We start from the raw sequence: 12768 nt of genomic DNA on the forward strand, positions 1-12768 counted from the left end.
GTGCTTCACCCTGTTAATTCGCAAATAAAGTGCCAGCTAACTATATGGCTATGTCATACCCTATATAGAGGGATAGTACCATTACTTTCTTCCTGAAAACGGAAATTCTTTCTTTGAGGCGGGAATAATTGGCAGTTGAAAAAAACCAATGGCCCTAGAACCATACTGCCAAATTATATACAGAATGTACCTTCTGGGTTTCAAAAGCTAAATATCAGGGCTGAATAACCGCTTATCATCCTATCAGGATAAAAAAACTACCTCCGTGTGGCTTTTTATTTCACCGCATTGACCAAAAACAGATCCATATTCCAAGGATTGGCATATTCTTTGATTGTATTAAGTGTGTGATCATAAAACCGGTGGCAATATATATTGCGACCGTAAATCGAAATAGCAGAAGAAAGAGCCTGAAGAAACGTTTTGTTAGAAAACAGCTAACACGCTAAAAAAAGAGTGTGATATTAAAAAAGTCTAATCATAAACACTTTAAGTTTTCCAGCAATCCGTCGATAAGGAAAGATACCTATTACTGTATTTAACTTTTACTGTAAATAATTAACCCATGCAAAACCCACAGAAAGTATATGAGCGACAAGCAGTTCTAAATGCCTCCCCTCTAAGGTTGGTGGTAAAATTGTATGACTTAGTACTGCAAGCTACATATCGGAAAGATGGAGAACGTGCCAAAGAAGTACTTTCAACACTTATTGAAAGCTTAAACTTTGACCATGAACCAGCCGATGAACTTTTTGAACTTTACAGGTACTGCCAAGATTTGGCACGACAAGAAGAGTTTACAGAAATAAGAGAAATATTGGAACCTCTACGAGATGCTTGGGACACTGCTGCCAATGATGAGCAGGCGGATCCCAAAAATGCAAATGCCTAGAAGTTTCATCCAGATTAACAAGACAATAGGATTATGCAATCAATAAGCGCTTTATTAAACCAAGCAAACCCTTACGAGAAGTTTGTTCAACAGCTGGTACAGCTTGAAAGCCAAAAGAAGTTCAAGCTTCAGGTCGAAAAAAGTGATATCAGCGATCAAAAATCTGCTTTGGGACAGGTAAGTTCTGTTGTATCCAGCTTTACCAATAAAATTGAAGAGTTGGATAGTAAAACAGAAAATCATTTTAGCCCTCTTCAATCATCAGTTACAGATGAAAGCGTAATACGGGTTGATTCTATTTCAGGTTTGACTCAAGAAAATGATTACGATATCACAGTAAACCAGAAAGCAAAAAAAGATATTATGCTTTCTAATGTGATGGACGGTGCCGGAACCACCCTGGTAGGAGATGGTGATGGGTCGGTAGATATAACTATCGGTGATAAAACAGAAACTATTTCTGTCTCAGTCACTAACGATGATGGTACCGATAAGACTGATAAAGAAATTCTTGAATCTTTCTCTACCGAAATTAATAACCTGTTGGGAGAAGAGTCAGATAGTGACGTCTTTCAGGTTGACAGTAATGGTAATGTGCAACTCTCTATCAAAAGTGCAGAAACAGGATATGATGAGCGTGTACAATTTGCTAATGCTACCGGTGCACTATCTACGGTAACTACCAATATGACCCATAATACAACGCCCACTAACCTTGATGCTGAGTTTACCATCGATGGGATCAATTTTACCCGGGGTCACAACAAGATTGATGATGCTATTTCGGGAATGACCTTTACCATCTTGGATGAACCCGGAACAAAAGAACAGATTTCAATAACGAAAGATCTGGATTCTGCTAAAGACAATATTGAGAGTTTCATTACCAAGTTTAATGAAATGAATAGTAAAATCCGGAATAAGACTTTTATTAACGGCGAAACCGGAAATAAAGGTCCATTACAGAGTATGCGATCTATTCGAAACCTAAGTATTAATCTCCGGCAACTTGCTTTAGGAGATATGGGATCTGCAGCCGCCGGTGAGCATGATAATCTCGCAGATATTGGCATTGGTTTTGGTAAAGACGGAACTATGAAAATTGAAGATAGCAGCATGTTAGAAGATGCTTTAAATAACAGGGCTGATGAAGTAAAAAACCTCTTTACTGCTGATGATTCGCCGGTTCAACAAATGTATAACAGAGCTGATACCTATACGCAAACAGGAGGTATCATTTCATCACTCGAAGGCGGCCTGGACCAAAAGATCGATTTTCTTGAGAACCGCATCGAATCGGAAGAAAAATACTTGAAGAAATACGAAGAACGTCAACGGCAAGAGTTTGCCGAACTCCAACAGATGCAAATGGAAGGGCAGCGCCAATTAAGCCAAGTAATGAACCAACAATCTTCACTGGGTTTAACAGCTAGTTTATAATTACAATATGGAAACACTCGTTTATCACCTTCGTGAAATGATTAAAATCAATACTCAAATGTTAGTCAAGCTTCATAAAGACAATATTTCGGTAGAAGACTTAGGTACGGCTTTTGATAACAGAGAAACCCATGTTCAAAAAATAAACGAAATTGTACCAACTATGGATAGAGAAGCTCTTTCTGATAAAGATTCAGCTTTGCTAAAGAGACTTTTTGATAAGTTTATCCAACAGAGTAAAGAAATACAGAAAACTCTTAATGAGGTAACAGAAAAGTCTCAAGATCAACTAACCGATGCCGTACAACGGCGTAAAGCTGAAGAAGGGTATCGGGTTTTAAAATAACCAGATCGATTCGTAAATTAATTACGAACAAATTTAACTGATTATGGATATCAATAAATTAAATAGTAGCGCAAGCAACAGTTTCAATAAAACTGAGGAAACCTCTAAGGGGCAAAAACAGCCCGGCGTCCCCTCTTCCAAACAATCACCCAATACCGCTGACAAGGTGTCTATCAGTGATTATAAGTTCCGGAAGAATGACCAGCTCTTTGCCCAACTTGAGTTGGAAAAGTTGGACAATGCTTCCTCAGGCAAATTAGTGGAGCTCAATAAACAGGTCTCAGAATATAAAAAGGCAAAAGAGGTCTCTCCTGAGGCAGCCCAAAATACTGAAATTGGCCAAAAGCTAAACGATCCCAATGTATGGGAAGATATTGCGCAAAAGATGCTAAAATAATAGCTTTTCTCCCTTTACTATAACTCTATAATCTAAATAGATTTGCGCTATTCATATTTACTAATCAACCTCTCTGCCTTCCTGTAGAGGTTGTAGATGGGATCGCTTCCTTGCTACCCCATAAAAAAGAGCCCTTTTCGTTCATAACAGCAAAAATTCATTTTATTTCTTTTTAAGAGGTGTTATCTTTGACCTTTATCGGAGAAAGTCTTTTAATAATTAATCAGCCACTGCAGAGAGGCTAACCATTCTATCCGCCTTAGGGTTTTCCTCTCATTTTTGTTGTCTACTTTTAACGCATTTCCATACCCTTTTATGAAAGAGCGAGTTCTTATAGTTGAAGATGATACAATGCTGCTCGAGTTTCTAGATGAGAATTTGAGCATGAACGGTTATGATACCAAAGCATTTAAATCACCGGTTGAGGCCAAAGAATATATAGATACCCATGATGTTGACTTAGTGCTAACCGATGTAAAGATGGATGAAATGACAGGGGATGAAGTATTAGCCTATGTCACTGAAAATTATCCTGAAACCGGTGTAATCATGATGACCAGCTTTGGTAATATTACACATGCCGTACGTGCTCTCCAAAAAGGAGCATATGATTATATAACCAAACCTTTTAAAGCCAAAGAGATTCTATTTCGCATTAACCGTTTCTTTGAAGCGGGTGATTCTTTCCATAACAGGAAAAAAATCGAATCCTTATCTGGCAGCAAGACAAGAAACCAACAGGAAGAGGCCACTGAAACGAAGGATGATCAAGACAGCGACGAAACGCTTAAGCAGGGCGAAAAACGATTTCTAGGAGAAGATCCTCAAATCAAAAAGCTGCTGAACATTCTTCCCAATATTGCCCAAAGTGATGCCCCGGTTATGATCCAGGGAGAAAGCGGTACTGGGAAAGAAGTGTTCGCAAATCTTATCCATCAAAATAGTCAGCGATCTGATGAAAACTATGTTAAAATAAACTGTGCAAATCTGCCTACAGAACTGGTAGAAAGCACACTCTTTGGGCACGTAAAAGGTGCATTTACTGGCGCTATTGCTGATAAGAAAGGCGCTTTTGAAGAGGCCAATAATGGAACCATTCTACTTGATGAGATTACAGAAATTGATATCAATATCCAGGCTAAGTTATTACGTGTACTCCAGGAAAATGAATTTCAACGTGTAGGAGGGCAACAAACAATAGAATGCGATGTACGGGTTGTTGCAACCTCCAATAGAAATATTGCTGAGACAATAGCAGAAGGAAATTTTCGGGAAGATTTATACTATCGCCTTAATGTTTTCCCCATCTCAATCCCGCCTCTGCGAGACCGGAAAGAGGACATCCCACTACTCGTTAATCATTTTATAGATGAATACACCTCACAGTATGGGTTGGATGATAAAGAGGTTTCAGATGAGCTGATGGAATTCTTAAAAAATAAAAAATGGCATGGCAATGTTCGGGAATTGGAAAACAAAATACACCGTGGCGTTATACTTTCAACCAATAACGATGTAATTACTCTGGATCATATTGAAAAAAACATGTTCTCTAAGGTTGATTTGGAGGTAAGCGGTGAAGTTCTGTCTGACCTTCCTCTCATGTCTATTGAAGATATGGAGCTACAACTCATAAAAAAAGCATTGGAACATACCGAAGGGAATCAAAAAGAAGCCGCCAAAATATTGGGGATCACAGATCGTACAATCCGAAATAAGTTAAAAAAGGCTACTTCTGAAAGCTCCAATGAGGACGGCTAAAATATGCCCTTCGTTGATTACTTCTTGAACCAGAGAGAGACCAAAGCCTATGCTAAACTATATTAGCAACCATACTTTTGGCTTTATCCAGCCTGTTTGTTTTGGTAAGTGTTACTATCAACCTACGCTTGTATGTACTATCTTCGGGGTAAGCATTATGTAGTTTGGTATATACCTGCGAAACATATTCATGCCATTTCCTACTCATGAACAGCGTCATGATCTCTTCCAACTCCTCGCGGCCTTGGGCATCCAGCTTGTCAGGCAATTTATCGCCAAACATACGCTCAAAAAGATATACCGAACGCTCATAATCATCCAGTTCTACCGACATCACCAATACCTTTTTTAGTAATGACCGGTCGATATCACCGCGTTTAAAAGAAAACAGATTTTCAAAATAACCAGCTGCTGCTTTTCGATCCCCGCTTTTTAAGGCCACATTAGCCAAACTAACCAAGGTCTTTTCTTCATCGATATTACGATCAAAGTTAGCGCGAGAATATAACGAAAACCGTCGGTAGTATTGGCTCAACGTTTCGTGTGCCTTACCCCACTCTTTTTTAAGTTCAAAAATTCGATACTTAATAAGATAGGGTAAACTTTGCAGCGACTCTGCTTTCAGTGACTCTTCGGCCAAAGTCATAGCATTCGTCCATTTGTGCTGCTCTGTCAAACAACTCGCAAGACCATTAACAGCTGCCAACCGGTCGTACGGCAGAAGCTTTTCCATCTTCAATAACTGTCGATACTGTGCAGCTGCTCGCACATATTTTTTCTCGTTAAAATACCGTTCTCCTTGTACCAAGTATAATTTGGGCGAGTATTCTTTTACGGATAACTCTTCATCAATATCAATATGACTGATAGGGTTGCTTTCCCGTTCAATAATAATAGGATGATTGGAAAGCTCAATATCATGTCCCCGTATATACTGTGTTGAATCGGGCAAGTTTCGGCCTGAAAAAATGTTAGATCCATTATTCGCCGCTGCATTAATCAAACGCATCTGGTAAAACTGACGACTGCGGTCCTCTTTTTCTTGGCGAATGAGGGTAGGCGTCCATGTCCGATCACTCAAGGAATGCTTATCTGGGAAGCTACTCAATCGTACAGTCTCATCATCTTCAACAAAGAGCACCCAGTTTTTTCGCACTTTATCAAGTATTGTATTCCAAACTTCTGAACGTACACTTTCCTCTTCATAACGGTACCAATCAATACCATCCGTGATCTCTTCAGGGCGCTCGGCTTTGCCAGCTACCGTCACATGCGCAAACTGCTCAGCCCACTGCGACAGCTTTCTATTATCGAGATATGACATATCAGACAAAAACAAAACAACTTCTGCCCACTCCATACCGCTATTTCCTTGAGGTGCTACTGGTGCAAGTTCATTATTCATAGTACAATCCCTGTAGTAAACCGAAGAAGAACGATGAGTTCTAAACGGTTAGGTTATAAAATTAGATATAATTAAGTAATGTGTTTTCAAACATCTTGCTATGTACTGCCATAGCCGATTCGTACGCTACTTGGTTTCGCTGAAGGTTTGAAAATGCCTGTGCATAGTTGGTATCTACCAATTCACTCACGTCAGACTCTTGGGTAATTCTTGTGGATTCGTACTGCTCATACATAAAATTCATGCGGTTAATATTATCCCCTAAACGCGAAGTTAAATCAGTAGCATGTTGAATCATGTCATCACTTTCTGACAAAAGTCCATTAATACCATCAGAGTCGTTATTACGAAAAGCTTGCTCAATATCTCCTAATAGGGTAAACATATCCTGTCCATTAACATCGGCAATCTCTTGTCCGGTAATACTGATATTAATTTTCACTCCATCACCAGCTACTATTTTCGGAGGCTTATTATTACTGTTATTTGTTACTGTAGAGCCACTAAGCTCAAAAGGCTTGGCATCACTTTTAGTGCCAGCGAAGAGGTAACGATCTCCATAATCCCTATTTAAACTATCAACAATATTCTTTCGAATACCTGATATTTGATTGGCCATATTTTCTCTCTCACTATCTCCTACCGAACTAGAAGCTCCCTTTACCATCACTTCTTTAACCTTCATAAGGTTGTCAACAATATCATCCAATGCTTCTTGGGCAAGTCTGCCCTGGCGCGTACCACTTTCCAAATTACTTTGATACTGGGTAGTTTTTTTGATATTCCCTTCAACAATTCTACTGCTTTGAAAAGAAATAGGGTCTTGCGAGGGGGCCCGAACAGATCGACCACTGGATAGGGAGGATTGTATTTGAGCCATTTCATTGCGATTCTGATTCACATCCCGCATGAAACTACTAAAGATTGTCTTTTGTGTAATTCGCATAATATTTACCTATCTAAACAATACTGATTAGTGTGTCATACATTCGTTGGCCAGCGCTCATAACCTTAGCTGCCCCCTGATATGCATTTTGAAATTTTATCATCTTACTTAATTCTTCGTCTACATTTACCCCAGCTGTTTCTTCTTGTTGCTTTTTAAGCATTTGAATTTCAGAATCTCGTGCTGCGATGGTTGAATTAAGGCTATTTACTTTTACGCCGGGCTCACTAATTACCCCTACCGTATAATCATTAAGACGTTGGTTAGTAGCATTGTCGCCAATAATTTCTTCATTTCTCATAGCAGCAATCTGTGCTGCTATTTCACCGTTTCCTGCTTCTCCGGCAGCTGATGAAGCAGCAATATTATTGGTATTATCAACAATAGACTGTTTTACCTTAATGGTCTGTGCCGTAGTTCCGGAAGCATCAAAGAAATTACGCTGTACATTATCGTCCAGCCCATATCCATTGCTATGGAGATTATTAAATTTCTCTACTACCGTTTTCGCAATCTTGTCTAATTTATCTTTGAGAGCCGGAATATTTTCCTCATACATTTCAACTTCGGCCCCAATGCGGCCGCCTTTAGGTTCAATAACATGGCCACTTTCCATTCGAAGCCGATACTTTTTATTGACATCATCAACTTCAGATTTTATTTCATAATACTGGTTTTCATCTACCACGCTATGACCACCGATCTGTATTTGCACAGCACCGGTTTTCGTAAGGCGACTTTCAAAGTCTACAAGCTCTGCTAACTCACCCATTTTTGCTACTCGCTTATCCAGGCTGGCATGATCTGGCTGCCCCTTAGATTGCCCCTGTTGTATGGACTTGTTCAGCTCATTGATATCACTAAGTAATGAATTTATGGAACCAACCGTTTTCCCGGCCAGTGTACGAACCTGGTCGCTGGTTTCATCAACATTATTGCTGGTCTCTCGCATTTTTGCTGAAAGTTGCTGAGCCTCACTTACCAGGTTATTCCGAATACTAACATCCTGCGGGTCACTGGCCATCTCAGAAAAGTTATTAAACAGTACACTAACCTGACTATCCAGATCCTTACCGGAGTCGGATACCATAATAGATTCCAGCTTTTCAAAGATATCTCCTTTTTTCTGCAGATATCCCATATGCTGCTTCTTCTTATTCAGCAAAGTATCATTAATACCGTCGCGAAGACGGGTTATTTCCTGAACATTAACACCCAACCCCACGTGGTAGCCATCTTTCTGCATACCGTTAGGAGTTTTTTCAACACGTTGCCGACTATAGCCCGGGGTATCAGCATTAATAATATTATTGGAAGTTACCGATAATGATCGCTGGGAACTTCGGAGACCACTCTTTGCAATTTCAAATATTGACTTCATATTATGCTTCTTTATTTACTGCCATTCCGGATGCAATTTCTTCTCTACCGCCGCCTGAGCTATAGTGCGTATTTTTCTGATTATGCAGACGATATATTGAATGCATAAGCTCAACATTACGATTTAGTGCAAACTCCAAAAGTTCATTTAACTTTTTATGCTTACGCTTTAGCAAGCGGGTATGAGTACCAAGTGACTCCTCCCACTGCTCAATCATCTGCCCATATTGAGGATACGTTTCTTTGAGATGTTCTAGCTTTAATCTCTCATCCTTAGGAGGCGTCATATCTTGTAGCTGATCAATAAATTGCTTCTCCTGTTCTTTAAATGACCCCTTCAAGGTGGTATATCGCTCTGCGAATTCTTCTATTTTTTTATCATTAGAAGCAATAACGGCTTTCGTTTGATTATCGATAGTCTGAATCAACTTTTGTGATAAGACCTCTAACTCTTCTACCGTCTGACCGAATGCACTAAACTTTTCTTCCTTTTGCATAATCGTTTACCTGCTGAGAATTAATTATCTTTAACTCGTTTTAGCTATCCTATTTGTTGTATTTAGTAACAAGGTCTGCCATCCCTAACTTGCGCTGTTCAGCAATTTCAGTTGCCAAGGTATCGACAATATGCTTCCGATATAAGTTATTCGATTGTCCCATCAGCCCCTTGTTATCGCCCATCTTAAATGAATCTTTAGTCATCTCCTTTACCAGCTTTCTGGCAAAAATTTTTTCAAAATTGGTGGCAACTTCTTCTTGCTTGCTATTGCTATTGTTCGGGGCAATTTCATTTTGCATTGAATTTGCTACTAAACTTATATCCATAATAGTATTACCTTTAAATTTTTATTCCTTTCTACTGTGCTTCCGACTTACATTACTATCAATTCTCCTTGCAAAGCACCGGCACGATCCAGAGCCTGAAATATGGAGATAATATCTCGTGGACTTAACCCCAATGAATTTAGGGCCTCAGCCAACTGTTGTACATTCGTATCAGGATCTAACACTATATTTTGAGCAGACTCTTCACTAATTCCCACTTGTGGAACAGGCACCACTTGTGTTTCTCCACCACTAAATGCCGGCGGCTGACTGATTAATGGGTTAACCTGGGTGCGTACTTGTACAGTACCATGCGAAACCATCGCATTGTCAATAGTGACATTGCCTCCCGCAACTACCGTACCTGTACGTTCATTAACCACTACACGCGCCGGCTTATGCAAGTCAACCCTCTGCTCCATAATTGTACTGATAAAAATATTTCTCATTCCCTGTTCCTGGAATGCATCCGGCCATTGTACATTCACTAATCCAGGATTAAATACAGAAGCAATCTGTTCATCAAAATTTGTATTTATCGCTTCTACAATACGACGTGCATTAATATATCCCGGTTTATCTAATACCAACCCAAGAGGTTCATTGGGATTGAGTTCAAAAACCTCATTATCTTCAACAATACCGCCACCCGGAACTGTTGCTGTTAATGAACCATTGCGCGAAATTTGTGAAGCTCCAAGTTCAGATTTTACTCCACCTACAACAAGAGCTCCCTGGGCCTTTGCATATACTTTTTGGGTGCCCGGCACCAACAGTGGTGTTTCAAGTAACACCCCACCTTTAAGGCTACTGGCATCGCCCAAAGAAGAAACTGTAATATCAATTTCGCTCCCTCTTGCATGGTAAGGCCCCATATCTGCGGTAACCATCACAGCAGCCACATTACGAGTACGAAGTCGCGAAGGGTCAACATTAATTCCGAAATTTTCAAGCATGTTGGCAATAGACTGAACGGTAAACTGCGATCCCCGGCTACTTATAGTGCGATCACCGGTACGGTCCAAACCCGCTACCAAACCATAGCCAACAATTTTTTTGGCCTGTGCATCTTTAACTTTGACATGGCTATTCAGGCGACCTTGGGCTTTAACATCGATTGAGACCATAAAAACCAAGATCATAATCGGCAGAAAAAGCTGTAAGCAATATTTTTTATGTGTATGAAATTTCATAAGTCCACGTTTATACTTGTTAATTCATCGCCTTCATAACGGCAGCTGCACCTAATGCAATACCTACACCGGTTAAAACTGCCTTTTTTATAAATCCATCTTTCTTCTTTATCCGATCAAGACCACCTTCCTTTTCGTAGTTAATCTTTGCATTACTCACTCGATAAGAGAGTACCTGGTTTCTCCCATTAATATCCTTAGGACGAACTATTCCAGATAGATCGATCTTATGCTTTTCACCATTAATTTCTGTAGATCGATTTCCTTTAATAATCAGGTTACCGCTGGCGGTCATATCGGTTATTTCAACACTCATATAGCCGTTTAACAACTGTCCCTGGTTGGTTTGCATCTGCTCACCAGAGTCATAGTTAACTTCTACATCGCCACCGAATGTTGGTTGGAAAGGCATAAAATTACCACCTAACGAGCCGCCTGCCCCAGCTTTTGCATTTGTAGCATTTTGCGCGTCTGAGCTGGTACTTCCGGATATATTTTCCTGTAGCACAACCGTAATAATATCGCCCACTTGCTGTGCCTTATTATCCTGATACATTGAGCTTTGGCCCTGTACCGAAGTGACAGTAACCCAAACAAAGAGTAGTGAAAGTCCAATTTTAGATATCAAAGTGTATTTTTCCATAATATTAATCCCGAGCGAACAACTTCGCCCACATATTTTCTTCTCGTTTCATCGCTATAAATTCTAATCTTATCTCCTTTTGCACCGTTTTCACGAGCTTCACCTGCAACCTGGACCTGGATTCCTTTTTTCCGTATTAATACTTGTACCTGATCCCCTGCTTCTACTATAAATTCTCTACTAATAAAAGACTTCTGCACCGGCTGGCCGGTAAGAAGCGTTCTTCGCAATGTTTTACCAATCAAGGTGTCAACATCTTCAATCAAATTGTCTTTATTTCGTGATAAAGACACCCACTGGTTTTTCAGATCCTCTTTTTTGATCTCACTACCCGATCGTATTCGACGTATCACTACTGGTACTTTCTTTTCAAGTTCTACCACGAGCTGTATTTGTACACGCCTTTTCTTTTGATGATCTCGATATAAAACTTCAAAATTGGTATATCGGCGTACATTCCCATCCAGTTGTACCCCAAGAATACCCTGCACACCTACTTCTAAAAGACGCCGAGGAATCCAACGGGCTTTAATGTCGAACCGATAGTTTTCGGCCGAAAACTGTTGAAGCAGCTGCTCTTTGGCCTGTTGGAGAATCATCTGTTTGGTGTCCCTATCATTCTCACCCAGGCGTTCTAATTCCCCATGAGCTTTCACTGCTCTATGAGCTAGCGAGAAAGCAACACAAAAAATTAAAAGCCATATGAGAGTTCGGATCTTCACTGGTTACTAATACTAGAGTTATCGTTTAATAGAGTTTGTTACTGACATCATATCTTCAGCAGACTTCACCATTTTTGAATTGGTTTCATATGCCCGCTGTGCTTCAATTAGCTGAACCATCTCTTGTACAACATCAACATTTGAGCTTTCAAGATAACCTTGTCGCACTACACCAAAACCTTCTGATCCCGGGCGGTCAACAAAAGCCATCCCTGAGGCTTCCGTTTCTTTATAAATATTTCCTCCTTTAGCCTGAAGTCCGGCCGGGTTCGAGAAGCGAGCGATCTCAATCTGACCAAGCTCAACTTTTTGGTTATCTCCCATTAGCGCCGTTACTGTTCCATTCTGACTTACCTCAATGGCCTGTGCCTCCATTGGAACCTCAATCTGTTCGGCAAGGGGTAAACCCGAATTATTTATCAGCATCCCGGAAGAATCACGACTAAAATTACCATCTCGGGTATAGCCAATAGAACCATCCGGCATTTCAACCCGGAAAAATCCATTTCCGCTGATTCCCATATCTAAGGGATTGCCGGTTTCTGACATTGATCCCTGCATAAAGTTTCTGATCGTCGAAACGGCCTGTGAACCATGGCCTATCTGCAAGCGAGGACTATCTTCAGATATTCTATTAGCTGCCCCACCGGGTTTCGAAACAGAAATATCCTCATAGAATAGATCTTGAAAAGCAATAGTGCTTCGTTTATAACCTGTTGTTCCAACATTAGCTAAATTATTAGCAATGTTATCTACCGATTTTTGTTGGGCACTCATCCCGAGCGCTGCCGTTGATAAAGCTCTAAAAGGCATAATGG

General features: G+C 40.2%; 14 protein-coding genes. 5 read left to right on the forward strand and 9 right to left on the reverse strand.

Annotation, left to right across the window (positions count from 1 at the left end; translation table 11 throughout):
• Nucleotides 1-565: 565 nt before the first annotated feature.
• From FCN14_RS08025 to FCN14_RS08045, 5 genes are all read left to right on the forward strand, one after another.
• A complete protein-coding gene (locus FCN14_RS08025) occupies nucleotides 566-892 on the forward strand; it encodes a flagellar protein FliS (protein ID WP_138430760.1) in 327 nt (108 codons plus the stop codon).
• 33 nt (nucleotides 893-925) lie between these two features.
• Nucleotides 926-2332, forward strand: coding sequence for a flagellar filament capping protein FliD (gene fliD, locus FCN14_RS08030; RefSeq protein WP_138430761.1), 1407 nt, complete (start codon nucleotides 926-928; stop codon nucleotides 2330-2332).
• A gap of 7 nt (nucleotides 2333-2339) precedes the next feature.
• Nucleotides 2340-2678 carry a hypothetical protein gene (locus tag FCN14_RS08035; protein WP_138430762.1) on the forward strand — a complete coding sequence of 113 codons (339 nt, stop codon included), beginning with the start codon at nucleotides 2340-2342 and terminating at the stop codon, nucleotides 2676-2678.
• Between the two features lie 43 nt (nucleotides 2679-2721).
• The gene (locus tag FCN14_RS08040) at nucleotides 2722-3075 is read left to right on the forward strand and encodes a hypothetical protein (protein WP_138430763.1); all 354 of its coding nucleotides are present in this window, start codon (nucleotides 2722-2724) and stop codon (nucleotides 3073-3075) included.
• A 315-nt stretch (nucleotides 3076-3390) separates the two neighbouring features.
• Nucleotides 3391-4836 carry a sigma-54-dependent transcriptional regulator gene (locus tag FCN14_RS08045; protein WP_138430764.1) on the forward strand — a complete coding sequence of 482 codons (1446 nt, stop codon included), beginning with the start codon at nucleotides 3391-3393 and terminating at the stop codon, nucleotides 4834-4836.
• A gap of 52 nt (nucleotides 4837-4888) precedes the next feature.
• Here FCN14_RS08045 and FCN14_RS08050 read toward each other — a convergent pair whose 3' ends face one another.
• From FCN14_RS08050 to flgG, 9 genes are all read right to left on the reverse strand, one after another.
• The gene (locus FCN14_RS08050; RefSeq protein ID WP_138430765.1) at nucleotides 4889-6241 is read right to left on the reverse strand and encodes a tetratricopeptide repeat protein; all 1353 of its coding nucleotides are present in this window, start codon (nucleotides 6239-6241) and stop codon (nucleotides 4889-4891) included.
• Nucleotides 6242-6302: 61 nt separating this feature from the next.
• Nucleotides 6303-7187 carry a flagellin N-terminal helical domain-containing protein gene (locus tag FCN14_RS08055; RefSeq protein WP_138430766.1) on the reverse strand — a complete coding sequence of 295 codons (885 nt, stop codon included), beginning with the start codon at nucleotides 7185-7187 and terminating at the stop codon, nucleotides 6303-6305.
• A gap of 13 nt (nucleotides 7188-7200) precedes the next feature.
• On the reverse strand, nucleotides 7201-8568 hold the full coding sequence (flgK, locus tag FCN14_RS08060; RefSeq protein ID WP_138430767.1) for a flagellar hook-associated protein FlgK: 1368 nt from the start codon (nucleotides 8566-8568) through the stop codon (nucleotides 7201-7203).
• A 1-nt stretch (nucleotide 8569) separates the two neighbouring features.
• Nucleotides 8570-9064, reverse strand: a complete 495-nt coding sequence (locus FCN14_RS08065; protein ID WP_138430768.1) for a hypothetical protein — start codon at nucleotides 9062-9064, stop codon at nucleotides 8570-8572.
• Nucleotides 9065-9113: 49 nt separating this feature from the next.
• A complete protein-coding gene (locus FCN14_RS08070) occupies nucleotides 9114-9392 on the reverse strand; it encodes a hypothetical protein (protein ID WP_138430769.1) in 279 nt (92 codons plus the stop codon).
• Nucleotides 9393-9439: 47 nt separating this feature from the next.
• Nucleotides 9440-10585 carry a flagellar basal body P-ring protein FlgI gene (locus FCN14_RS08075; RefSeq protein WP_138430770.1) on the reverse strand — a complete coding sequence of 382 codons (1146 nt, stop codon included), beginning with the start codon at nucleotides 10583-10585 and terminating at the stop codon, nucleotides 9440-9442.
• Nucleotides 10586-10604: 19 nt separating this feature from the next.
• Nucleotides 10605-11228, reverse strand: a complete 624-nt coding sequence (locus FCN14_RS08080) for a flagellar basal body L-ring protein FlgH (RefSeq protein WP_138430771.1) — start codon at nucleotides 11226-11228, stop codon at nucleotides 10605-10607.
• On the reverse strand, nucleotides 11210-11884 hold the full coding sequence (gene flgA, locus FCN14_RS08085; RefSeq protein ID WP_138430772.1) for a flagellar basal body P-ring formation chaperone FlgA: 675 nt from the start codon (nucleotides 11882-11884) through the stop codon (nucleotides 11210-11212). The genes FCN14_RS08080 and flgA overlap by 19 nt, the downstream gene beginning before the upstream one ends.
• A gap of 84 nt (nucleotides 11885-11968) precedes the next feature.
• Nucleotides 11969-12763 (reverse strand): flagellar basal-body rod protein FlgG, encoded by a 795-nt coding sequence (gene flgG / locus FCN14_RS08090; RefSeq protein WP_138430773.1) that lies wholly within the window; start codon nucleotides 12761-12763, stop codon nucleotides 11969-11971.
• Between the last annotated feature and the right edge of the window lie 5 nt (nucleotides 12764-12768).

Origin of the sequence: Fodinibius saliphilus, from assembly GCF_005869845.1 — a bacterium.
Lineage (GTDB): Bacteria > Bacteroidota > Rhodothermia > Balneolales > Balneolaceae > Fodinibius > Fodinibius saliphilus.